Annotated in this window: 14 protein-coding genes; 10 read left to right on the top strand and 4 right to left on the bottom strand. The window is 45.5% G+C overall.

Features of this window, described 5'->3' with window-relative positions:
- Positions 1-74: 74 nt before the first annotated feature.
- A complete protein-coding gene (locus tag P6910_RS13025; protein ID WP_317141721.1) occupies positions 75-2,585 on the bottom strand; it encodes a CoA transferase in 2,511 nt (836 codons plus the stop codon).
- A 404-nt stretch (positions 2,586-2,989) separates the two neighbouring features.
- On the opposite strand from P6910_RS13025, the gene P6910_RS13020 reads away from it, so the two are divergent.
- From P6910_RS13020 to P6910_RS12990, 7 genes are all read left to right on the top strand, one after another.
- A complete protein-coding gene (locus tag P6910_RS13020) occupies positions 2,990-3,145 on the top strand; it encodes a hypothetical protein (protein WP_317141720.1) in 156 nt (51 codons plus the stop codon).
- Positions 3,145-4,725 (top strand): BCCT family transporter, encoded by a 1,581-nt coding sequence (locus tag P6910_RS13015; protein WP_317141719.1) that lies wholly within the window; start codon positions 3,145-3,147, stop codon positions 4,723-4,725. The genes P6910_RS13020 and P6910_RS13015 overlap by 1 nt, the downstream gene beginning before the upstream one ends.
- Positions 4,726-4,785: 60 nt before the next feature.
- Entirely contained in the window at positions 4,786-5,946 is a 1,161-nt protein-coding gene (locus P6910_RS13010; RefSeq protein WP_317141718.1) for an iron-containing alcohol dehydrogenase, read from the top strand.
- 61 nt (positions 5,947-6,007) lie between these two features.
- Complete coding sequence (locus P6910_RS13005) at positions 6,008-7,504, top strand: CoA-acylating methylmalonate-semialdehyde dehydrogenase (protein ID WP_317141717.1); 1,497 nt, start codon at positions 6,008-6,010, stop codon at positions 7,502-7,504.
- Between the two features lie 120 nt (positions 7,505-7,624).
- On the top strand, positions 7,625-8,572 hold the full coding sequence (gene gcvA, locus P6910_RS13000) for a transcriptional regulator GcvA (RefSeq protein ID WP_317141716.1): 948 nt from the start codon (positions 7,625-7,627) through the stop codon (positions 8,570-8,572).
- Positions 8,573-8,875: 303 nt separating this feature from the next.
- Complete coding sequence (locus tag P6910_RS12995; RefSeq protein ID WP_317141715.1) at positions 8,876-9,004, top strand: group II intron maturase-specific domain-containing protein; 129 nt, start codon at positions 8,876-8,878, stop codon at positions 9,002-9,004.
- On the top strand, positions 9,001-9,213 hold the full coding sequence (locus P6910_RS12990) for a hypothetical protein (RefSeq protein WP_317141714.1): 213 nt from the start codon (positions 9,001-9,003) through the stop codon (positions 9,211-9,213). The genes P6910_RS12995 and P6910_RS12990 overlap by 4 nt, the downstream gene beginning before the upstream one ends.
- 66 nt (positions 9,214-9,279) lie before the next feature.
- Here P6910_RS12990 and P6910_RS12985 read toward each other — a convergent pair whose 3' ends face one another.
- Positions 9,280-9,639 carry a hypothetical protein gene (locus P6910_RS12985; RefSeq protein ID WP_317141713.1) on the bottom strand — a complete coding sequence of 120 codons (360 nt, stop codon included), beginning with the start codon at positions 9,637-9,639 and terminating at the stop codon, positions 9,280-9,282.
- A gap of 149 nt (positions 9,640-9,788) precedes the next feature.
- On the bottom strand, positions 9,789-10,106 hold the full coding sequence (locus P6910_RS12980; protein WP_317141712.1) for an NIPSNAP family protein: 318 nt from the start codon (positions 10,104-10,106) through the stop codon (positions 9,789-9,791).
- Positions 10,107-10,314: 208 nt separating this feature from the next.
- On the opposite strand from P6910_RS12980, the gene P6910_RS26825 reads away from it, so the two are divergent.
- Positions 10,315-10,593, top strand: coding sequence for a phage integrase N-terminal SAM-like domain-containing protein (locus P6910_RS26825; RefSeq protein ID WP_410493828.1), 279 nt, complete (start codon positions 10,315-10,317; stop codon positions 10,591-10,593).
- On the opposite strand, the gene P6910_RS12975 is transcribed toward P6910_RS26825, so the two are convergent.
- Positions 10,521-11,231 (bottom strand): ISAs1 family transposase, encoded by a 711-nt coding sequence (locus P6910_RS12975; protein ID WP_317141711.1) that lies wholly within the window; start codon positions 11,229-11,231, stop codon positions 10,521-10,523. The genes P6910_RS26825 and P6910_RS12975 overlap by 73 nt on opposite strands.
- Here P6910_RS12975 and P6910_RS12970 point away from each other — a divergent pair.
- Positions 11,214-12,398, top strand: a complete 1,185-nt coding sequence (locus P6910_RS12970; protein WP_317146600.1) for a hypothetical protein — start codon at positions 11,214-11,216, stop codon at positions 12,396-12,398. The two genes, P6910_RS12975 and P6910_RS12970, sit on opposite strands and share 18 nt — an antisense overlap.
- Positions 12,399-12,422: 24 nt before the next feature.
- A complete protein-coding gene (locus tag P6910_RS12965) occupies positions 12,423-26,117 on the top strand; it encodes a C80 family cysteine peptidase (protein WP_317141710.1) in 13,695 nt (4,564 codons plus the stop codon).
- Positions 26,118-26,188 lie beyond the last annotated feature (71 nt).

The following is a 26,188-nucleotide window of genomic DNA, read 5'->3' as shown; positions in this document are numbered from 1 at the left end:
TTGGAAGGAGTCTCAAAAGCTTAATTTGATAGGCTTATGGAAGAGGGTGGCAGGCTATGCCTGCCGATGGATTATCAGCTCGGAAGGAACTCCTTGCCCCAGCCAGTACCGACAATTCCACGCTCAATCATTGACTCAACAGATTCACTGTCGTAGCCCATTTCAGCTAACAATTCTCTTGTTGAATGACCAAACCTTTCAGTAGGCGTGGCGGCTGCGATAACTGACTCAGTGGGTCTAATGGAATAATGGTCGATCTGTGTGATCTTGTGGCCGCTGGGATGATCAGGATAGATCGAGAAGGCAAAGCTGCCCAGGTCGGTACCTGCTTTACCATCAGCAACACGGCTGTATTGCTCTCTGAGATGTTCAATAGCCTGTGGAATGGCCGAAGCTACATCTACCTTGTCCAGTGAGGACTTCCAGTAAAGGGCTGGAGCTGTTTTAAAGGCTTCTGTCAGATAATCTGAGAGATTGTCAGCAGTTAATATACCTTTGAGACCTTCTACCTGATCCAGTTTGCCGAGTTCGGTATCATTGCTGTCCAGATAAATCCACCCTTCCTGTGTTTCATAGAAGTGAGACAGGGCGTTATAGCCCAGGGCCTGTCGACCTGAAGGCTCATTAAACGCAGCTCTTCCCCGGTAGTCAAAGGCAAAGGGAATCTGTGCCAGGTTGGTTACCGCAGACAATGATGTTCTTGCCCGGGTAGGCTGACCTGTTTTCTGGCGGTGGAAGAGAGCGACCGCCATGGCCAGTCCGCCGGTGAAACCGCAGTTTACGTCCAGAGTGCCGAGGTGGGCGTGTTCTTCCGGAGTCTCACGGCCACCGAAGCGACTCATGATGCCACTGTTGGCCTGAATGATGTCGTCATAACCAATGTAATTGGTTTTTGGTCCGGGCAATGGACCGCCTAAACAATCCAGACGACAGAAGAGAACGCCCGGGTTAATGGCTTGTAATGATTTGTGGTCCAGACCCAGAGGCTTCATTTGGCGTTCAGGAGCATTGATAACAACTATATCCACTGACTTGACCAGTTTGTTGAATACCTGACGCCCTTCCTCAGACAGGATGTTGACTAGAGCACTGCGTTTACCAACGCCTGTCTGAAAAGTAAAAAGAGTACCAATCAGAGGATCATAAAGCGGGTTGACCGGGTCCAGCTTAATAACTTCAGCACCAAAGCGAGCCATAAAGGCTGTAGAGTGTGGTCCGGCAATAACATTGGTCAGATCAAGAATGCGCAGTCCGTCCAACCAGTGAACGGGAGCTTTCTGCTGTCTGCGAACGGCAAACCGGTTCTGGTCATTTTCATCTGTGACTGTATTCAGTTCAAAGAGAGCGTCTTCATAGCAGACATTCTTGCGCGGAGTGGGTGTAACCATCTGCTCGGCAAACTCTTCGAGCCAGGCAATGGGGCCAGGTTGTTTCATCAGACCATAGACGGGATCATTAACCTCAACGATCAGGCCAGACTGGTTGGTGTGCTCATCATTCACCCATTCCCCGGTTGTTCTGTGAGGAGCACCTGGAATCTGTCCTTCACCGAAAATCTCCCCCCACTCTTGCGAGGTTTTGGTCAGGAATACTTGTTTCATTTTGGCTGAAATGATGTCAGCCCATTTCTTCGGTAATGGATAGACGCCTATGGACGTTTCACCATCCCACTCTCTGACTGGCAGGTGCAGGTCTTCAACATTTGGTAGTCCCTCAGCCAGCAGTTCTTCATAAATACCCAGAGCCTCCAGGCACCGGCGGGCATGATTACGGTGGGATGGGCATACACAGTAGAACATTCGGCCATCGGCGCATTCATAGGTCCGGTAGAAGGGGTCCAGGTACTCCTGAAGCTCTTTGTAACTGAGATCCATGGGAATGTTGTTGCTCTTGCGATGCCCAATTTCATGCTCGCGCATGGTTTTGTAACGCTCTGGTAATCCTTCGACAACGTAAGAGTTATAGGAGAGGCCTTCCATCATGGCAGCAATTATAGGAACTTCAATGTGATCACCTCTACCGGTTTTCTCACGTGCGGTGAGCGCCAGAACCACTGAACTGGCTGCCAGAGATGTGGCGTAGGAAGACGCCAGCGGCAGAGGAGAAAAGCTTGGGTTCAAACCCATCAGAATGCGGTTGAATCCCATGTCCGTGAAAGCTCCAGCAGTTGCTGCAACAACTGCTTCAGTGGCTTTCCATTCCCTTCTCAACTGATCATTACTGGCAAAGCCGGGAATTGACAGTGTGATCAGATCCGGGCGCGATTCTCTCAATTGCTGAAAATCAATGCCCAGACGTTTCATAACGTCGGGTCTGAAACTCTCAATGAGGATATCGGCTTTTTCAATCAATGACAGTGCCCGGAGCAAGCCGGACTCAGTTTTAAGGTCAAGCTTCAGGCAGAGTTTGTTTCTATTTAGAACGGCATTGGCGGGATGGTCCCATTGAGGACCTTCCGGTGGATCGATATGGACAACGGTTGCACCCAGATCGGCCAGTGCCATGGCAACAGCCGGCCCAGCAATCTGCTGACCAAAATCAATAACCCTGACACCATTTAATGGTAATTTATTTTTATAGTGCATCTGATAATCCTGCTAAAAAGAAGCGGCGCTTCGTTAAAATACGGTGCGTTCATTGCACGCGTTTATGCATGGAATGGTATGAATGGATGGCACGATCGACCAGCAAAAAAAAACATCCCTTAGACCTGATTTTTTTTATTGCAGAAAAAGGGCTTGCCATTCTTGCCGTGACTTAAATGAGAGTGTTTTCAAAATAAACTGGCTGATGTCGAAGTTTAATGGGCGTTTCCGAATTGAAAGGTGAACCCCTTCTTTGTTTAGCTATAAAAATAATATGGTCTCAGGTGTCTATTTTATTGTTTCTCATTTTTTTTTCAGCCACTGATAATAATTGCGCGCTCTGATATGCAAGTTGCATTTAATGATGCCCCTGAGGATCAATACCCCAAAAAGAAGGGTTAAGAATGAATAATAAAAATAAAAAAGTATCAATTCCCATAGATCAATGCTGTGAAAGTTTCTGGGGGCGCTCGCTCCCCACTGCCATGGATCTGGCCATAAGTCACCATGCCAAGTGTTCCGTCATGGTTGTTCGTGAATCCGAAAAGAGCAAAATATAATGAATAATAATACCATGTCGTATGCTGGTTGGCTTGCGGGAGCCAATCCAGTGATGGCCGTTGGTTCCGCTTTACTGGTTCTTGCATTTATTGTTTTTACCGTTGCCGATCCTGAATATGCCGATGGCATTTATACGGCGGCGAAAAACTTTATTGCTTCGGATCTGGGTTGGTATTACATAGGGATAATGTCGTTTTTCCTGTTTTTTTCCGTCTGGCTGGTGTTCAGCCGCTTCGGCGATATTCGCCTGGGCAGTGATGATGATAGACCGGAGTTCAGTCATTTCGCCTGGTTTTCCATGTTATTTGGTGCTGGCATTGGTATTGGTATCCTGTTCTGGAGCATTGCCGAACCGATTTACCACTTTCAAAGCAATCCCTTCATCAGCGAAGACGAGGCCATGACGGTCGAAGCGGCTCAGATTGCCATGAGAATCTCGATTTTTCACTGGGGTTTGCATGGTTGGGGGCTGTTTTCTGTGACTGGACTGATTCTGGCCTATTTTGCCTATCGTAAAGGGCTTCCCATTACTATTCGCTCGAGTCTTTACCCTATCTTCGGTGACAGGATTTATGGTCCTATCGGTCATGCAGCTGACTTACTGGCAGTATTTGGAACAGTTTTCGGTATAGCTACTTCGCTGGGACTGGGCGCACAACAAATGAATGCCGGGTTGGGCTATCTTCTGGGTATAGAAGTGTCGACCACCAATCAGGTGATCCTGATCGCAGTTATTTCGGTAGTGGCAACTCTTTCAGTACTGACCGGGTTGAACAAAGGCATTCGTATCCTGAGTGTTTTCAATATGCATCTGACCATAGTCATTTTGGGCCTGTTCGTCATCTTTGGCCCAACTGCCTATCTGCTGGGTGCATTCTTTACCAATACCGGTGACTATCTGTTGAATGCTGTTTCCCTGGGGTTGTGGGTTGATCCAGAGCCAGAGGCTCAATGGCAGGGATGGTGGACCATCTTTTATTGGGGCTGGTGGATTGCCTGGGGTCCTTTTGTCAGCATGTTTATTGCTCGTATCTCCAAGGGCCGGACCATTCGTGAATTTATTCTTGGTGTTCTCGTGGCACCTACGACACTGGCAGCCTTCTGGATCACTATATTTGGTAACAGTGCCTTCTATCTCGAGCTTTATGGCGATGGCGGTGTCACGGAGGCTGTGAACAAAGATATCACTACTGCGTTATTTACCACCCTGAAACTGCTCATTGAAAGTGAGTTGATGTCTTTATTGATGGCATGCATCTGCACCTATATGTTGGTGACTTATTTTGTTACCTCCGGGGACTCGGCGACGCTTGTGATCTGTACCCTGGTTTCCATGGGGAATGACAATCCACCTGCCCGATTCAGAGTGTTCTGGGGACTGGTGATTGGTGCCTCGGCAGCCGTTCTGCTGTACTCCGGTGGTCTTAAGGCTCTTCAAACAGCTTCTATCGTCGCGGCCCTGCCATTCTCGATCATTCTGCTTCTTGCCACTTATGGACTTATCAAGTCCCTGCGCGAGGAGGCTTTACCAGCTGAAGAGGGTTACAGGGTGTCCATGGCAAGAGACGGGCGTTCCTGATAGATATTGGCTGTGCGCTGGATTCGTACGGTCATTTTAGTAGATTACAAGAGGTTTGTTATGTCTACACGAGTGATTTTGCCCCGCATCATGCAGTTGGGGTCAGGGGCTAGCCTGGCTCTTCCTGATGTTTTGGCTAGTTTGAGTTGTGCAAAGCCTCTCATTATTTCTGATGCCATGATGGTTCAGCTAGGTTATGTCCGGGCATTGCAAGACTGTCTAACAGAAAACGACATTGAGTCCAGTGTTTTTGCAGATACTGTACCGGAGCCCACCGTCGGCTCGATTCAGACGGGTGTTGAAATGGCCAGGCAAGGAAACTACGACTGTATTGTTGCTCTGGGTGGAGGTAGTCCTATCGACAGCGCCAAGGCAATAGCTGTTCTCTCATGCCATGGCGGTGAAATGCGGGATTATAAGTTCCCGAGGATCATGGATCAGCCCGGAATGCCTGTGATTGCCATACCTACTACAGCCGGCACGGGTTCTGAGGCCACGCGAGTAACCATTATCACAGATGAGACCTGTGATGAAAAAATGCTCTGTGTCGGAGCCGCTTATATGCCCACAGCAGCACTGGTGGACTACAACCTTACATTGAGTGTACCTGCCCGAACGACAGCAGATACAGGTATTGATGCACTGACCCATGCCATGGAGGCCTATGTCAGTAAAAAAGCCAGCTTGTACAGTGATAGCCAGGCTCTGGAAGCCATGCGCCTGATTGCACCGAATTTGCGTACTGCCTACCACAATGGCAGTGATGAAAAAGCCCGCGAAGCCATGATGCTGGGCTCAACCTTGGCGGGTGTCGCCTTTTCTAATGCATCGGTAGCTCTGGTCCATGGAATGAGCAGACCTATTGGAGCTTTTTTTCATGTTCCCCACGGCTTGTCCAATGCCATGCTATTACCGGCTGTCACTGAGTATTCTATTCCTGCTGCGCCCGATCGTTATGCTGACTGTGCGCGGGCAATGGGCGTTGCCGAACAGGTAGACAGTGATGAAACGGCAAACCAAAAGCTGTTGATCGAACTGAAAGCTCTGAATGATGAGCTTTCAGTTCCCGGGCCGCAGGAATTTGGCATTGATAAAGATGCATTTTTTGAAGTGCTGGACACCATGGCAGTGCAAGCACTGGCATCCGGATCACCTGCTAATAATCCCAGGGTGCCTGACGCAGAAGAGATTAAAGCTATTTACCAGCGGCTCTGGGACTGAAACAAAACAAGACAGTCACAAGCAAAGAAAACCCTTTCTGACAATAACAAGAGAATGAATCATGAACACAGTTGCTCACCTTATCAATGGTAACGAAGTCAATGATGATGTTCGTCATCAGCCGGTTTATAACCCGGCAACGGGTCAGGCTGAAAAGCAGGTTGCTCTGGCTTCAAAAGCTACGGTAGAAGAAGCTGTTGCCGCCGCAGAAGCAGCTTTCCCTGCCTGGAGGAACACACCTCCCATCAAGCGTTCCCGCATCATGTTCCGGTTCAAGGAACTGCTCGAACAAAATGCCGAACGTATCTGTGAATTGATTGGCCAGGAGCACGGCAAGATTTCTCATGATGCCATGGGGGAGCTGCAGCGTGGTATTGAAAACGTTGAGTATGCCTGCGGTGCGCCAGAGCTGCTAAAGGGAGAGCACAGTCGGAATGCCGGACCAGGCATTGATTCCTGGAGTGAGTTCCAGCCTCTGGGGGTTGTCGCCGGGATCACTCCCTTCAATTTCCCGGTCATGGTGCCTCTCTGGATGTACCCGATGGCCATTGTCTGCGGCAATACCTTTGTTTTGAAGCCTTCCGAGCGGGTGCCAAGTTCAACCCTTTTCGTGGCTCAACTGCTGCACGAAGCTGGTCTGCCTGCAGGTGTCATGAATGTTGTCAATGGTGATAAGGAAGCTGTGGATACTCTACTCCATGATGAAAGGGTCGAGGCTATCAGCTTTGTTGGATCGACTCCTATCGCTGAGTATATCTACACGACAGCGACAGCTAAAGGCAAAAGATGCCAGGCATTGGGTGGTGCCAAGAACCATGCGATCGTAATGCCTGATGCTGATATGGATAATGCTGTTAATCAGCTGCTTGGTGCAGCTTTTGGTTCCTCCGGCGAGCGCTGCATGGCATTGTCTGTAGCCGTTGCCGTGGGTGATGATGCGGCCAACCATTTGGTAGGCAAGCTGGCTGAAGCCATGCAGTCCCTGAAAGTCGGTGCTTACAGTGATAGTTCCAATGATTTTGGACCGGTTATTACCCGACAGCATCAGGAAAAAGTAGTCGGTTTCATTGACAGTGCCGAAGAACAGGGAGCCGAGATTGTAGTTGATGGACGCCAGCCAGATGTTTCTGATTATCAGGAAGGTTACTTTGTCGGTGGCACTCTTATTGACAAGGTAACGCCAGAAATGACCAGCTATCAGAATGAGATCTTTGGCCCTGTTCTGCAGGTTGTTCGAGTCAACAGTATGCAGGAAGCCATGGATCTGATTGATTGTCATGAATACGGTAATGGTACTTGCATCTTTACCCGGGATGGGGAAGCCGCTCGTTATTTCTCCGATCACATCAGGGTGGGAATGGTTGGTATCAATGTGCCTTTACCAGTGCCAGTGGCCTATCATAGCTTTGGTGGCTGGAAGCGCTCACTCTTTGGTGATCTCCATGCATATGGTCCGGATGCGTTGCGTTTTTATACACGTCGCAAGACCATTACCCAGCGCTGGCCTTCGGCGGGTGTTCGGGAAAATGTCCAGTTTTCCATGCCTACTATGAAGTAGGCGGAGCCCAGGTAATAAGCCCCGCAATTAATTTGATTGCAGTTTTGTTACAAAAAATTAACTGTCTTCAATTTGTCTGGGGATGATACTGCAGGGCTTCGCCCTGCTGTGATTATTGCAATGAAAAAGCGACTACCCCCTTTGAACTGGTTGCGCTCCTTTGAGGCGTCTGCTCGCCTGCTCAGCTTTACTCATGCAGCCAATGAATTGAATCTTACCCAGGCTGCGGTCAGCCAACAGGTTAAAGGTCTTGAGTATCAGCTTGGAGTAGCCCTGTTCAAAAGGCTTCCCCGTGGGCTGGAAATGACGGAAGCCGGTATGGCTTATCTTCCTGCTGTTCATGAAGCAGTCAGCTCGCTGGCCGTGGCTACGGAAGAGCTGTTTGGCCAGGGCAGGGACAGATTGTTGACTGTCAGGGTCAACCTGGTGTTCTTTACGACCTGGCTGGCTCCCAGAATGGGCCGTTTCAAGGAAGAGTTTCCTGAGATCGGAATACGTTTTACCAGTAATATCTGGGCAGAGGACAAGGACAGAGAGGCGGACCTTGAAATACGTTATGGCCGGGGCGACTGGCCGGGGCTGAAGGCTGATTGTTTAACTGAGGACGAGCTCTTCCCTGTTTGCAGTCCGGAGTTGGCCAAGGGGCTGCCACTGCCTGAGTGTCCGGAACAGCTAACAGATCATACCTTGTTGCATGTTATTGGCTACGAAGAAGGCTGGGGGTACTGGTTCAAGCAGTTGGATTATGAATTCAGTGAAAACTCTTCAGGCATGCAGTTTGATACCCTGATTACAGCACTGGAAATGGCGAAATATGGTCAGGGTTTTGCACTCGGCCGGACGTCACTCGTCGCGGGAATGTTGGCCAGTGGTGAGCTGGTGGCACCATTGCCACAAAAAATCACGGCTTCTGAGGGATTCTATCTCACTTCTCCTTCTCGCCAGTACATGCATCCCAAGGCAGAAATGTTCAGAAGCTGGGTTCTGGAAGAGAGCCGGAAAAGCAAAGTTTCGTCATCAACGAGTCAGCTTAATAAGGATACGAAGGCAGCAAATACTGAAAACTGATTGACCTTATCCTCTCTGGCCAGACTGACTCCATTGAGGGATTGGAGATGCGGGTGATGTTCTTGGAGCAGTCAGTTGTTGCCTGTATCTCTGATGATCTTGTATTTCATACCGTGGGGCACAGCAAGGAAGCTTTGATAGCTCGGCAATTATTCGACTTCGGCTCTCCATCTGACTTTCACAACCCCGATTGATATTCACCTAAAGTCTGTTGTCAGAAATGAACAGATATTCAGGTAAACAAACATGTCTCCAGCTCAATAACAGTCTAAGAACTTCAAGCAATTTGGCTTGGTTGCCGCTATGAGTTGGGAGTTAAAGCTTGCCGGATATATCCGTGGCTGGATGGATTATTTCAGAATAACCGAATATTACCACCCCATACCGCAACTGGATCAATGGATACGTCGGCCATCCGTTGCTGTTTTATGAAACAGAGGCCTAAACCAAAAACCCGTTATAGAAACCTGATCAAGTCAGGCGTTGATCATATAAAAGCCGCTTCGATCGCAGCCAGTAGCAAAGGGTATTACCGGTTGAGCAGAACTTTTGCAGTACAGCAGGCATTGAACGACACTTTTCTTGAAAACCTTGGGCTTGTTTCTCTGATAGACTTACGGATCAGGTTTAACTATCCTTGATGACCCGCATGCCGGTGTGGTCTGGGGGCTGGAGGGTAGAGATTTCCGGCTACCCGATTTAGGTGGCTATAGCTTTTTTTTAGCCCACCACTTATTTTTGTATAAGCGGTCTTTGTAGTAATTGACAGTTCTATCACGATCTAATGTAGTGGCTAGCCTTCTTTCCATATTGATCACATTTCTTTGATCAACAACATCTGATTGGCTTCTGTAAACCAGCCGCATTAGTGCAAAGATAAAGTTATCTGACAGCGCGTGCAGATGCTCAAGCAGACCGTGAATGAAAGGATAGCTTATAACCAAATACACAAGAGTTGGATTTATTTCATAGCCATAGTGTGAGTATATATCCAGAGGGTCAGATTTGGCTTTAACAGATATAACTAAAATTAGTAGCAGTACTCCAGTAGCTTTAAACGTATGCATCAAAATGCCTTCCTAAAATGAAAAACTACCTATAAACACCTTCTTTATAGATCATTCTTCTAAGATAGCCAGCTACTGGTATGCCACCTAATGCCTGCATGTGAGGCGCCGAGTGTCCCAGACAGCTTGCTAACGACGCGACGCACTTGTTATGAGCCGGATTGATTTAGGACTGGCTTTAAAAAACTTCTTTCAACACGGATGACACAGTCGGTTTCCTCAGCGTATTTGAAGGCTGATATACACTCATTGTCTTGAAACGACTTTATTCTGTACTGCTCGTACTCAGCCAAACTGGAAAAAGAAAACACTGCGTACGCAATATTATTTGCACCTTCACTTGGTAGAAAATAACCATGATGTATACCACCAAATTTCTTTACCAAAGGAATCCATAATCTTGCATAGGTTTCAAACTCTTTGACTTTCTTCGGATCAATAACATATTTAATATGACATGAAATCATTATTCTTCTTCGATTTGAATGAGGTGGTTTCTCTGGCTGCATAATAGTCGTTTATACGAATCAGTTTCGCACATCATAATAAAGACTCGACATAGGTACCATTGGATATTCCTTTACGGCGTTATTCTTACTTTATTTTTTCTTTTGAGGGCTTGTATCTTCTGATTCGTATTTTGTGATTTGTATATTGTTCGGTTAAGCCATCTGTATGGTTGCAGATTGCCATATTTTCCTGAAAAAAACAGTGTTATGCGGAGGTTATATGAGATTACAAGAAAGGTTTCAAATTGCTATTCGGTTTACTGGTTTCTCCCTGTCTATTGAGCGCGCTTACTGGGGCTGGATTAAGTGCTTTGTAAGATTTCAGAAAATAAGTCGTCGAGATTTATTAACGAGTGATAATGTTCGTGATTTTCACAGCCATCTGGTGATGAAAAAGCACGTTGTTATCAGAACGCAGCAGCAAGCGTCGAGCTGCTCACTATAACGGGGCGACTCCGGGCTGTCAGTTGGATTATTCTCCCAGTAGCTGACAAAATGGCGATCCAGTTCACCATAGAGCTTGCGCTGGTTATTTTTCACAGCCAACAGGGAGTCCGCCCTGGCTTTAAGGATTTTACTGGCAATACTCTTTTGACAGCTCATGGCGTCAGCAGTCACAGTGCAACTTTCAATAGCCAGTCTGTCTAACAGCTCGGGTACCGCAGTAATCTCATTAGGCTTACTCTCGACTTTATGCTGGCCGAGGCTGATACCCGCTTCTGTAGACCAGGCATTAACCATGTGAATAGCACTGGATGATTTATCCCGAGAGCTACGAACTGTCTTGCCATCAATAGCAACAACACCCGATAGTGGCGTATCAATCAACCTATCTTTGACCCAGCCGGTAAAGAGGTCACGAAATTCTTCCGGATCAAGAAGTGCGTAAATCCTGTTAAATGTGTCGTGCGATGGAATGCCTCCGGGTAATTCGAGATACTTGCTGAGCCAATCTTCTTTGCATTCGGCACACTGGGCAATACTGTCCCAGTTGTCAGCTCCGCAAAGGAGTCCAAGAATGGTCATGAAAACGACTTCCCCAAGGATATGGGTGCATTTGGCGGCTTGTCTGGGGTCTGGCAACTGGCTGGTTCACTCAAGAAGAGAATGAAACATCATAAAAAGGCAGAATGTGCCAGAATCAAACAAGTCTTGGCAAGGGTATTTTCACAAGAAATTGTTCAAGAAATGTTCATGCGTTTGCCCTGCCTTTGGGTCTTGCTCACTGATTCGTACGATGGCATCTGCGCTATGAAAACCATCAACCCGCTATTCAAAGTTTTGTTTATGGTCGCTTTCTTACTTCTCCCTTACTCTGCCGGAGCTTGGGAGCTTATTCCCGCTCACCGAATTTCAGGTCAGTTCATTGATGATGTTCAGGCGCTCTATAGTAAGACAGATCAATATTTAAAAAGTTTTTTTAGATCACTGGTTTATAACCAGGGTTCAGTCCCTTTTCTTCTTCCTGCAATTAATAACTGGCAGCAAGCGTTTGTTTTCACAAGTGATATCAGCGATGAGCTTCGGGATGAAGAGGATTATTCTGTCGCAGAAATAAACTTCAGGACAACAACGTTTGGAACCACTCTGGCTTTTATGAACATGGGGAAAAAAGAACTGGTTGTATTATGCCCGGGTGGGACGTCCAGTGGTCAGGGGCAGCCACGACAGTCAGGCGACCCGGGTGCCTCAGGCGTGGGTAGCGGCGTGTATCAATTTGCTTGTGATCGGACAGGAAATCGGGGTACTTCCTTTATTTCGGGAGCAGGAGCCGGTGGCGATGGAGAAGACCCTGGGAAGTCAACTGACAAAAAAAAAGAACCTGATGATTTTTTATCAGCTAAAAAGACAAAATTAAAGCCAGACCCCATTATATTCTATGGGATAACGAAGACAAAGGCGAAGGACTTGGGTTTCTGGTTCCCGGGGTGGTCTGATCAACCTGAGGAATTAGTATTACCCACTGAGTGGGTTAAGATGAGTAGCTACTTTGAAATTGATTTAGATGAGCTGAAGGAGCTTTATTTAAAAAAATGTGAAGAAAAGAAAGTCTTAAGGTTAGGTTCGGTTAGTGCAATAGACCCCAATAATCCAAAGGATTTTTTTATGAGAAAACTCCTTTGGGTTGGCTCCAGACGCATGATGAATCTATGCCTTGAAAACTCAACAGAAAAATACGGCACCCTTCAGTCCAATGGCAATTATTACTACCTCGTTCCAGATACGACACAAACACGATCTTCAAATTGAATCCGTATTAAAGAGGTGTTCAAAATGCCAGCAATCAATCTTCCCAAAAAAATCCATTTTGTAAGCAGCGGTCCGCTCACTCTTCAGCAGGTGAGTAATATCAAAATTTGGGCTTTGTTAAATAGTGATTATCAGGTCAATGTCTGGTATGACTGGGAAGGAGTCACTGACCAGTTTATTTACAAATGTTTGTACGCCGATAAAATAAAAGAATACTTTGGGGACCGCAAATTAGAATTAACTGGTTTTGACACTCATACATTCGAGAAAATTATTGATGAGTATTATCTTCGTATACTCAATGACGAGTTAAGAAGCACGAAAAGAGAGCCGGAAAACATTGGTCACTATATCAATTCTATCAATGAGCTGCTAAGAAAAAATGGATTAAATTCTGATGAGGAATTTGGTCGAATTGTCACACAACAAACCGAGATAATAAGGGACTTACAAACCATAAGCACAATTACAATAAACAATATTTCAGAATCTTTTAGACAGTATTCCAGTAGCGTTTATGACCGAACCACAGATTTCAGAGAAATTGGGTCATATGAGGCGTTTCGAATAGGAAACTCATATCATATAGCGAACCTGATGGTAGGGTCACAGGTGGTATACAGGTATGGTGGACTATATGTGGATTCAGGTGCCTTACCTGACTTAAAAAGTCAGCTGTTCGATACTCTTGATGTAGTAAGCCTTACCCCTTACCAGTTAAAGGTAATTCGACGATCCATATTAGAATTAGCAGTCAGTCGCACAGGTTTTACATCAGTTCCTCCAAAGCAAACCGCTATAAGAGAGCTGAGAAAAACTGGATGGGGTATCAACCTTCTGCCTGGACTGGAAGAAAAAGTAAACTCAATTCCTGATTTTAAAGATCTTTTCATAAAACTTGGCACTAAGTCTTTAGCATCAGAAAGGCATATTATTTTGGAAACTATGGACAGCCAGTCAATACCAATAAAGAAAGTGGCTGTATTGGGAATGAATGTGAGCAATCCTTTGAAACCAAGAATAGTCAACTATCACTTGGCAGCCTTGGAGCTATCCAGTAAGTTCAATCTATCTAGTCAGAATAATCAGGATACCAGCAGACTGGAGAAGCAATTTATAGAAGAGATAAATAAAATTCGACGAAATATACTTTTTAATGGCGCAGCTGATATCTCCGGCGCAGGTGCACGGCCACCATTACAACCAGATCCTGTTAAAAGCTTTTGGGCTAGTATTGCTTACGCTAAATGGCGTTCATTGGGTCTATCACCCAGAGATTTTAGAGGAGATGTTTTTGGTGACGCCGCCATAAGGGATTGCTTCAGGGGCTATAGTCTTAACGCATATGGAGAGCCCCAAACATTGTTCATGCCAGATCATGTATACCTTCCCCAGAGCCAGCATCCCTATGTTGCCACCTTGAAGCCTCCTGTTAAATACGTAAGAGGGCTAAATTATGACAAACAAATTGTTATAATGTTTAACGTTGACCTTAATCTTTACCCAAATGCATTTTCTATATATGAGAACACTCAGACACATTTAAAGACTCTATATGCTTATGATGTTAATGGCTCACGCTTATATCCTATTACGGGAACAAAATTTATACCTGATGAAAATACAAGAGTAATATTCATCGGTCATGGACGTGATTACCTGACTGATATGTCAGGAGCAAAGGTGGCCGCGGCGCTAACAAAACTTATGCCAGGTGGCGGCAAAATAAAAAGAATATCGCTTAGAGGATGCAAGCTGGCACACCAAGATCACATGTATTCTGGGATTATTCACGAGAGCGCCCATGATGTTTATCCAGCAAATGTTCTGAGGGCATTGCGACAAGCTGGAATCATCACTGGTGATTTAACGGCATCAAAAACAGATATTAATATCAATTATCTCGGAAACAAGATTTATAAAACAGAGTCGGATGGGGCATTCGTTGAGCAAAGAAAACGGGAACTTACTCGCTACATTTACCAGCTGGCACCTGACAGTAATGTTGTTAAATACATGCTTAAAGAAGGCCTGGATGCACTGTCACCGGATATCCAGCAAAGGCCTGATCTTTTTGATCAGGACGCAATGGGCATAATGGACAGTGACATGATTTATAAAGACCCGAGCATTATTGACCATCAAGTGTCAAAAGAAATAAGGGTCAGCAATAAATTTCTTATAGGCGCAGATTATAACAGTATTCTACGGCTTGGAGAGTCCACTTTTGAGCAACAACCTCTTATTATCGTTGCGGAGCCGGATGGAACAAAACTTAGCGAATTCGAGCATGTGATAAAATCCACCACTTTCTTTGACGAATACAGTAGATGGAGACTCTGGCTTAACGGCAAGTTGTCTTCTGATTCACTGTCGGAAATTGATAAAACCACGGCGAGCTTTGCTCATTCTGAGGAGGTTCAGGTTGCTTACAGACGCTTGGCGGGTTGGATAAACCGTAATATCAAGTTTGAGCCACTCGATCCCACTGATCATAATGATGCCACTATTTTAAAGCAAAAATATGGTGAATTTGCCAAAGTTTATCTCAAATCAGTACCTGCACACACATTGTGTCGGCCGGGTGGCCGGTCAAGACGTAGTCTGGGGGGCAACTGCAGAACGAATCTTGATAAGACCATGTTGTCCCTGGATCTGTTAACGAATGACAAGACCCGGATTATAATCCCTGAACTGAGCTCACTCGATGTATCATCAATTGGACAGCTTGGGAGCAATGAATTTAAAGCGTTCCGAAGTCGTGTCCTGACACTCAGACTAAAAAAACGAGCCTACGCACTTTCAAGCCATCACGGATACCATAATGTAGTGGCTTTTGAAAGGGAGCTTCTGCCAATGGCGAGAGACTTCGTTCAAAAGTCCGGCAAACCGGGGGCAACCTATTTCTTTGATGGAACCTTTCTTAAAGATGATGCAACAGGACTTTCTTTTCGTATGATCGAGGGAGGGGCAGGCAATGCCCTGACGATTTTGTGCCGAATCCATTCGTTACTTGGTAGTCATTTTTTCTTTTTAAAAGAGACCAGTATTTTAGGGAAGCAGATCAAGAGCCTATCAATGGTTGCTGTAGAAAAGGGGTTAACCATTGAAAATGTTGGCAGACAGCTCAGGGCATGGGGTCTCAGTAACAATAATTGGGGTGCGCAAGTATTAAGATCACTGACAGAGGACACTATTCAAATACAGGTGATTGATCCGGATAAATCGGCAATCGCTGGCCGCTCTCTGCAGATTTTCAGGCTTAATGACAGAGTGACGGCTTTCAACACGCGCGGGAGTCGGCTCCTACCATTTTTCGGGAGTATCAGACGCTTGTCCGGTTTACCGGATTCAGACCGGAATACCCTGAAACCTGCACTAATAGGCATTGAGCAAAAGGTTTTTGCCCATCCTCTGGTTCGCTCGGGTGAAATCTATGTTGTCTCCAGACATTTTTTCAATATTGTTACCCAGTGGTTGACTGAAGCTCTGGCGAACACGAAATATATGAACAAGAATAAGGTTACCCCAGTTCCCGAGCTGTCTAGCCTCAGTAAAGATAAACTGGGTGTTAGTACGATTTCAGTAAAACTGGTGGATTCTGCAGGTAAAACAGTAACAACAATCAGCTTAAAAGTGGATGATGCAAAAGCACGTAAGTCTTTCCAGTACTTTAAGAATGAGATCCAACAAAGAATAAAACCATCAACAAAAAGCGGTCAGTCAAGGTTAACATTTGACTCGCTAGAGGGCAGAGGAGATGCCTTCAGCGTTTTTATGAACTGGGTATCACTCATGCAGTTGAGTACAGATACCGATGATCCAGCAGCGTTACCGGGTACCAAAAACTATAAACGAATTATTAAAATGCAGGTCGAATTTGGATTAGTCAATGCAATTATCGATACTACTGATTCAGCCCTGATAATAGGCAAATACGGTTTCACTAAGCAAGGGAAAGTACCGGCTAGCCTGGGTGATCGACTGGCCAATTATCTCGTAAAGACAAAAGGAGCTGGTTCAAAAATTGCAAAACATGGTGGTCAGTTTTTGCGGTTATCCGGTCCCGGATTGGCCGTAGCCACGGGCACGGCTGACATCGTACTATCCAGCATTGCCCTCGGAAAATGTAAGGACAAAGCTTGCCGTGAGTATCACGGCACTCAGATTAGCCTGAGTGCAGCTATGCTTGCGCCTGTCGTGGTGCAAGCAATCGCTGCCGCCGCAGGAGCATCTGCAGTTGCTGCTGCTGCTTCTGTAATCGGCTTGCCTCTCGCTATTGTGGTAACCGTCATAATGTTTCTGACGGGCAACAGAAATTACAATAGACAGCGTTTCGCAAACAACATGGCCTTTTGGCAGCAGCTATTCGATGATTTCACCTTGAAGGGAGGCTGGGATAGCAAGACAAAAACATGGAATCTGCTTTCAAGGCAGATAGATGATAGTGACAAAACTCTGGCCGAGCTTGAAAAGATACATGACGGTATAATAGATCCGAATAGTAAAAGGCCAGTTAGACATCGGGGGATTCTGGCTCCCATCCGCGAGATCGATCTCTACAGAAAACAAATAACTTATGGAGCGTTCCAGGTTCATAAGACTACCACCAATAGTCCATTGCTTACATACACTGATTTATCAGTTCCTGACTATAAACGCAGGCTTCATTGGTATAACTGTGGGTACAATACAACACCGTCCGGAAGTACCTTTAATTTTCTGGCACATCCGGCGGTAAAGGCATTTCTTGACAGACACATCGACTGGCATGAAGACGCGAAAGTCATTCTTCTTCCCGCAATGAAAAACTTAGCACTGCAGCAGTGGGATAATGATTACCAAAACATTGGAAAGACTGACAGTTGGAAGAGTTGGAAGGGGCACGAGGGCTTTGAAATGCTATGGGAAGCCTCCAGGGAAGCTACAACCAATAAGCCCAACAAAGACTTTGCTTTTGTATTTTACAGGAGCAGTAAAGGCAAGTCGAAAAGTACGCATACTACTTGCTGGGATAGGGGGCTGCCTACAACAGGTGATGCATTTGCCTTCATGCTGAAGGATTTGACTAATAGTAACATTATTGACACTGAAGACACTGGTCATGTCACTGTCAGGGCCGGCGAAGTTGATGGACAGACATTCATTGTTCCCGAAGATAACAAAATGTCCTGGTCATTTTATGGCAGATCCGGACATAAATTTTTCGTTAACTTGAAAAGCTTTGCCAAAGCTGACTTTTACCAAACCGGTGATGAACAGTGGGTCATTATTGATAGACACCGGTTTTTCTTCAGAAATCCTCTGGCTGGCCTGACGCTTCTGAACCGCAAGATCAACGCCGATTCAAAAAGCCAGATCGAGCTTGATATCAACTACACCCACCAACACCTGGATGAAGACCTTATTACCCCGTACATAGCACCATTCCCTTTTGAACCCGGTATCCGCGTGTTGAAATTTCATAATTTTAACGCTAGTGGTGCCAACCGCTACCCAATCATCTTTATTGGTAGTAATCAATACCCTTATTATGTTCTGGATGCTCAGGCCGGGCACTTTAAAATCTTTTATCCAGAAGTTAAAAACCCATCATTAACAGAATACTACCTCACTAAACTATCGAGTGAATATCACCAATCCAAAAATCTCTATCAGTCAGGTCGGGCAATTAATAGACCGTCCCGGTTCCTCAAGGTTTCAGAGAGTTACTGGTTGGATTTGAACACTAAACCCACTGATATTCCTGCGGATAGTTCTCGTAGGAGAAGATCTGGACGTCTTAGCTTCTATCCTGTGGCAGGTACCCCCAGTCTTGGTTATCTGTTTGCATCTTATGGCCATTATTATTTGTCTTATCATCAGCCTGACGGCAACCATTACCGACAACTCACTAACCTGAGAATTGATGGTTATGATGGAACTATTTCTCCTGCCATAGAACCAGAGGCCTTTACCATTCATGGTGTTTATTACAAGCTTGAAGCTGTTCCATCTCCCCATTATGTTGGACGGATGAAACCGATTATCAGGCCTTTACAGGTCACCTTGGTTATGGATGCCGTTAATCTTCAACGTAAAATGCGGCTACTGGGGGCAGGTAATACAGTGACTGCTTTGATTATGCAAAAAAGGGATGATTCCACTCCCATAGCACGAGGCATCTTGGATAAACCTTCAAGTGACGATTCAAACAGTATGTTAATGGTCTGGTTGCCCCGTACTCAAACTTTCCTGGTAGGTGCTGTGCTCGCCAGTGACGCGTGGCGTCAAAGAATTAAAGCAGCCCTGAGTAGAAACAACCTTTACGATACTCAAAAAAACGATTTTCCGAACTTGATTAATATACAACGGAGAGGAACCTCCCAATCTAGCCGATATCTGTTCACTCAGCCGAAGGGTAATCAAACTTCACTGTTTGTAATTGACACTGAATCCATCTTTGACAAGGCAGGAGTCCACACATTAATTCCGGATAAATACTCTCTGGATTTTCTAAACGATCATAATGAAAATATTAACACCGCCTATGTTGATGATGCAAATAATGAGCTGAATTTTATTTTTAATAGTGGTGTTATTGTCGGCACGCCATTATTAGATAAAGAACCCCAGTCAAGGGGAGGTCTTATATCTTTGAATAAAAGTGATCTACGAATCAGGGCGATTCGATATAAAGGAAAAAAACCAGTTTTCAATGAGCCTTACGTTGCTGGGCTTAAATCGAAACTGGCTCCTTATGTCCGTATTGCAAAAGATAACGGTGTACCAGTGCCCCCTTTTATACCTGTTCATAACCTTACACCAAAGTATGGAACGGGTGCTGAGGGTATCAATTTGAAAGAAGCATTCATCTGGTTTTTGCTGAAGCCGAAACGTCTCTACTTTACTGCTGGTTCCTTCCATCTTATCGATTTTAATCCTGATTCAAAAGAACTTTTCGCTTTGAATAGTGAAACAAAAGACATAGTATTCACGAAAGCAACTAAACCCAGAATGAGTCCATGGCTATCATTTCAGGTGTTTAACTCAGACCAGATAAGCTATGAAAATTATTTTTCAAATAAGGGCGTTCTATATGGGCAGGACAGTAATGGTGATATTTTTCGTATAGAAAAAAACCAGACAAGCTTAACGGAAGTAGACATCAGGGAAGAATTGAAGTCGTACAATCTAAAGAATGCTACAACTGAATATTTAAAAGAAAGCTATAATCGAATTTTAGGATCAAGGCTTCAGAACATTACTGCAAATGGTAATATTCTTTTACCGGAAGTGTTAAAGCTGAGTGATGGAAAAGGTCTGACTTACCAGCAGATTTGTTATCATACGGCAGAGTCCACTGTCGCCCCGGAGGGTACTTATATTTTTGATGGCAATGATGACATCAAATTTCTGGGGGCCAAAAGGCAAAATAACCTAACCACAGAGTGGTTTTTTTCTTCCGATGGGCTCCTGTATAAACAGGAGTCCAATGTGATAAAAAGCAATTTTTCATTTGAGTATGCTTTCACAAAGCCAGGCAGTAACGCCCTGTTCCTGAAAGTCGACCAATCTTCTGAGGCCAATGTTGTTCCACCTATCATGCTGGGTGAGAGTCGAAGCGACACAGTGTTACACATCATAAGCGGAAAATCAGACCGTTTTGATATTTCACGAAAAATGATAGAGCATTATCAGGGCATTATTGTCGAAACGCGAGTAGCATCAACGCTTTCGAGCCAAAAGTATTACCAGACTTCTTTAGATTTCAAGATACCAGTCAATGAATTCATTGCTTCTTTTGGGAATCAGTCGGTATATTTATTCCATTACCCGTCCAGACACAGCGTATTTTTTCCTGAAAATTACGAAAGCGAGATACTGAAAAAAACGCTGAATCAAAACCAGACATTTTCAACCGAGAGCAAGACTTCTTTAAGTTTTTATGGATGGAGAGGGTGGCTGTCTGATTTGATTCGTCAAATGATAAGCCAGGGTGGCAGCCTCTCACCACTGCCAATCAATATTGAACAATTTTATAATCGTCGTCAGATGGTCACTGCCAGCCCTGATCAGCTGCTGATCCTGAATGTCGGTGATTATCATCTGACCGGGTTTAGAAAACACGTACAACCGGAAAACCCTTGGTGCCACCTGAAGTTTGAGAGTCAAAATAAAACAAGAAATATCAAAATCAGTGACCCCTCCCTTCGTGCCGCCAAGGCTGGAAAGTTCAGGCTCAGTGATGAAAAAGGCAACAGGATTTTCTTCAACGTATTTGATCATCGTGCTCCGAACCGTGGTGTTGACATGGAACCTGTATGGACCGCATTGAATTCCGGAGAGGATCAATTCACTAAGCCGAATATTGGTAACTTCAAGCTATTTTCACCCACCTCTTATGGGGAAGTCAGGTACATGTCTGGTGCATTTACTTCAGACAAGGGCAACTCAAGCTATAGACTCGACCCCGTCCAACCCTGGCCAACGTCATTAGTGTTCGGCTGGGACGGCTTCCTGCAAGGCTATCCAATGAGGCTGATGGATCGCTTTGAGTGGGATCCGGGCGGCGCCCCCGAGTGGCTGCTGACTTCTGAAAATCGTTTTATCCGGTTATTTTCTACGCAGGGAGATTCCACAGCAACGTCATCAGGCCATCCGGTACTTTATAACCTGGATAGCAACCTTCTGAAGGTGATGAAATACGGGGATCATCGCAACTGGTATGTGTATTACGATGGGCATTTAATTCGCAGGGTAAAAGGTACAGATAGTGCCCTGGAGCCTGATTTCCTGACAGTGACTCTGGTTGATCAAATCGGGAGTAATATTTCAAGGACAAGGCATTTCCTTGCCTTGCCTTACGATTTTAGTGAATGGGTAGTGCGCTCTCATGATTCCAGTTCCCAGCCTTTTAGCATAGGCACTCAAAGTGGCATCCGGGTGACGCTGTCGCCAATGCCATTCACGACCCGGGGTTTTGTTCCAGAGCATGAGCTTACAGGGCTACTGATGGCAAAGAGCCTGAATAAGTTCGACGGCATTTTTTTTAATGATGGGTTAAAGCGACGCTCTGAACTGGAGAAACAGTTGGCAAAAGAGCCCCTGACAAAAATAACAGGGGAAAAACAAGACAATGCGCTTTTATTTTCAGGGAATGCCCTGAGTAATATTATTATTGTCGACAGCGTTAATATAACTCAACCTATCACTATTAACAGTTTAAAAGGAGATGACTTTATCCAGGTGCTTGGCATTCAAGACAGTATGTCGGGGTCAAAAAGCCAGCTGACGCTTGAAGAGAAAATCCAGTCATTCTCTAACCAGACCATCACCATCGACGCCGGAGAGGGACAGGATGTTCTGGACCTGTCAGCGGCCTATGATGGCATTAAGGTGGTCGGTTCACCCGGTGAGAAAACCATCTTTGTTTCTCCAGAAAGCTCATACGTTGACTTAAAACAACTCCGGCAGTGGAACCTGTTCCCAAGGGGGCTGGCTTCAAACGATCTTGAGTATGTTCTGGTAAAAAGCAGTGAAAACAAGTTCCGTACAGTGGCCAGCGTTACAGAAGCAACAGACGCGTACCTGAAAAAAACGAACTGTACATACTTCTTCGCCAGAATGGCAACAAATAACGAAGGAAAAGGAACCATCTATTTTGCGGATGGAGCCTTAATACCAAATGTTTGGGACTGGTTAAATGGTGAGCCTGTTTACAAACACTTATGGCAAGCCCTGGCGGCACCCGGCCAGAAATATAATTTGGCACAGGCACAAGCAACACTGAACAGTGCAATAGCCTACTCCTTGAGGGCCAGAGGAAAGTTGACTGACCATGAAGCAGATATTATCTACAGCCTCGACCGGCTGTTGCAGGAAATAGCACCGTTCAAAGACAAAGTGACTGTTTCAATAGCCGACCACCCTGAATCTGACACGTTAATTGTCAGTAGAAACCAGAAACTGGTCTTGTCTGTCGATGACTATCGACTAACAGGGTTTTCTGATGTCGTATTGCTAAACGAGACCTACAGTGGTTTGCAGTTAAATTTTGTGGATCAAAATACAACCAAAACGATCAACCTTATATCGGACGCCCAGGTTGTGCTCAGAGGAAGTACCGGCGATGTTGGTCTCAATCTTGTTGGTCGTTACGCCCCGGATTATTTTGATGATACGGGGCCTGTATGGTCTGCCCTGAATTCAGGAGAGGATCAGTTTACTAAGCCGAATGTTGGTCGATTCAAACTGTTTTCACCCACCCCTTACCGGGAAGTCAAGTTCAGGCCCGAGTTGGGGAGGTTCACTTCAGACAAGACAAACTCCAGCCATAGATTCAATTACAGAACAACAATGTCATTAGTGTTTGGCTGGGACGACCTTCTGGAGGGTTATCCGATGCGGTTTTTGGATCAAATGATCTGGAATCCCGCTATGCCTGAGTGGCTGCTTGCCCCTGTAAATCGTTTTATTCGTTTATTCTCCAACGGGAGGGAATATTCTGCAGCGATGTCATCGGGTCACCCGGTGCTTTACAACCTGGATAGCAACCGACTGAATGTAACGAAAAGTGCCAGCCATGACCGCTGGGACATATACTACAAAGGGCATTTAATACGTCAGGTAAGAACAGACAGTTCTAGCAAGCCTGACTACCTAACACTGACGGTGGCTGAAGCTGGCATAGACGATAAAACGGTTTACAGTGCATCACGTTTCCTTGGTGTGCCCTACGACTTTAGTAAATGGATGACAGTGCATTCTAAAAATTCCAGCTCCGGGGTACCTTTTTCTATAGGGCCATTTAGCGGTATCCGGGTGACCTTGTCTCCTGCGACAAAGGGTTTTATTCCTGAGCACAAACTCACCAACGGGAGTCTGAGTGCATACGACGGCATTTATTTTAATGATGGACTAAAGCTCATGGAAGAGTTACCCCTGACGAAAATATCAGGGCAAGAGAAGGATGAAGGGACTTTTTTTTCGGGTAACTCCTTAAATAACATTATTATTGCCAACACGTCCAATACATCAGGCCCGGTCGCTATTGACAGTGGTAAAGGCGATGACTTCATCCAGCTGCTTGGCGTTAAAAACAGTGAATCAGGATCAAAAGGCCAGCTGACGCTTGAACAGAAAATTCAGTCATTATCGAATCAAACAATCAGTATTGACGCAGGAGAGGGGCAAGATGTTCTGGATCTTTCAGCTACTTATGATGTGATTAAAGTAACGACTTCTCCCGGTGAGAAAACGATCTTTGTTTCACCTGAAGACTCATACGTTGATTTAAAGGAACTCGGACAGTGGAACCTGTTCCCAAGGGGGCTGGCTCCGGAAGGGCTTGAGTATATCCTGGTTAGTGCCAAAGGTAGAAAACTTCGCAAGGTCACTGACTTAAAAGAAGCAACCGATGTGTTCCTGACAACCGTCAATGGTAAAAACCTTTTCGCCAGGTTGAGCGCCACGAATGTGAATAAAGACAAAAAAGGGAGCATCTATTTTGCGGACGGAGCCTCTATACCCAATGTCTGGGACTGGTTTAATGGTCAGCCCGTTTCCAAACCCTATGGGGTACAGGTCGCAGAGGATAGAATAGACTTGGTGATGGGTCAGAGCTACCACTTAACCGGAATGCAAGAAACACTTAACAGTGCAAAAGCCTACTACTCAGAAGCCGGAGATACGACTGACCGTGCGGATGTTATTAATAGACTCGATCAGATGGTGCAGGAAGTAGCTACGTCCAGAGGCAAATTTCATTCAAACCATGAACCTTTCAAGCTAACTGCCGATCCGAATAAGCTACTTGTTCTTTCTGTTGAAGGCTATCATCTAACAGGGTTTGATCGGGCCTCACAACCAGACGGAACTCTCGACGGCTGGCTACTGAAGTTTGATAATCAGGATTCAACAATAACTACCAAAATCATTGACCCGTTTTTTCATACTGCCATGGCATGCCGGTTCAGGTTAAGAGATAGCAGTGGCGACACTCGCCTTAACTTATTTGATTATCGTGCTCCGGATCACGGTGTTAACATGGAGCCCGTACTGGCCGCTATAAAAAATCCCAGAGTGTTCGAGGGGATTGGTAACTTGCTGACAATTTCACTCCCTTATGAGAAAGTAAGGGTATCTATTTCCCCCCCTACCTCTACTGATTTTAATGAAAATAAATATTTTGAACTCTCAATAGAGTTTTTAACCCGGCGTTACAATGCTGATAGTATTTGGCCAACGATATTAATGTATGGCTGGGACGTCACCCTGCAGGGTTACCCAATGCGGCTTATGGATCGAATGATCTGGTGTCGTCGGGTGCTTGACCAGCACGACTGGCTGTTTACGCCTGCAAATAGTGCTATCCGGTTATTTTCCAACGGGCAGGAACATTCCGCAGCGGCGTCATCAGGTCACCCAGTGCTTCATAATCTGGATAGCCCCCTCCTGAATGTGACGAAAAATGCCAATCATAACCACTGGGATATACATTACAAAGGGCATTTAATTCGTAAAGTAGAAGGTACTCAGGAGCCTGATTATCTGACTTTAACCCTGAGAACTTTTGGAGAAACTAAACGTTTTCTTGCCCTGCCTTACGATTTTAGTGAATGGATGACAGTGAATTCTAAAAATTCCAGCTCCGGGGTACCTTTTTCTATAGGACCATTTAGCGGTATCCGGGTGACCTTGTCTCCTGCGACAAAGGGTTTTATCCCTGAGCATAAACTCACCAACGGGAGTCTGAGTGCATACGACGGCATTTATTTTAATGATGGACTAAAGCTCGTGGAACAGTTACCCCTGACCAAAATAACAGGGCAAGAGAAAGGTGGAGGGACTTTCTTTTCGGGTAACGTCCTGAATAACATTATTATTGCCAACACGTCCAATACATCAGGCCCGGTCGCTATTGACAGTGGTAAAGGCGATGACTTCATCCAGCTGCTTGGTGTTAAAAACAGTGAATCAGGATCAAAAAGCCAGCTGACGCTTGAACAGAAAATCCAGTCATTCTCGAATCCGGCCATCACCATTGATGCAGGAGCGGGTCACGATGTTGTGGATCTGTCAGCGGTTTCTGCTGGAATTGAGCTGAAGGCTTCGCCTGATAAGAAAACTATCTTTATTTCACCAGACTCACAGGCTAACTTGAAACCGCTCACCCAATGGAACCTTTTCGCCTTAGGGCTGGCCTCACACGAGCTTGAGTATATTCTGGTAAACAGCAACAAAGATGGCTTGCGTGAAGTGACCAATGTTACGGAAGCAACAGACGCGTACCTGAAAAAACCTGACGGTACACACTTCTTCGCCAGAATGGCAGCGAACAAGGAAGGAAAAGGAACGATCTACTTTGCGGATGGAGCCTGTATTAAGAATTTTGGACGTTGGTTAAGTGGAGAACCCGTTTCCAAACCCTGCAAGCAAACACAGACCAAACCGCTTACTACGTTAGTATTGAAAGGAACTGCCTTACCACCTGACCAGAACATGGATGATCTGACAGAGGTGCAAGAAACACTGAAAAGTGCAATGGCTTACTACTCAGATATCAAAGAAAAGATAACGGATTCTGAAACGGGTATTATTTCCAGCCTCAACCGGCTGGTACAAGAAATGGCCGTGTTTAAAGCCGATGCAGGCGGCGATCTGCCCAACCTGAGTACGACCCCATCACCTCCCAATAACATCAAAATAACAACCCCTCTTATAAACGGCAGCTCATGATAGGGGTGTAAAATACTGGCTTCTGAATTTTAATTGCAATAATGAGGCAGACGAAACATTGTCCCGTACAC

It is taken from the genome of Endozoicomonas sp. 8E, assembly GCF_032883915.1.
GTDB lineage: Bacteria > Pseudomonadota > Gammaproteobacteria > Pseudomonadales > Endozoicomonadaceae > Endozoicomonas_A.
Note: the sequence above shows the minus strand (reverse complement) of the source record. Positions and strands in the feature narration are given on the sequence as shown.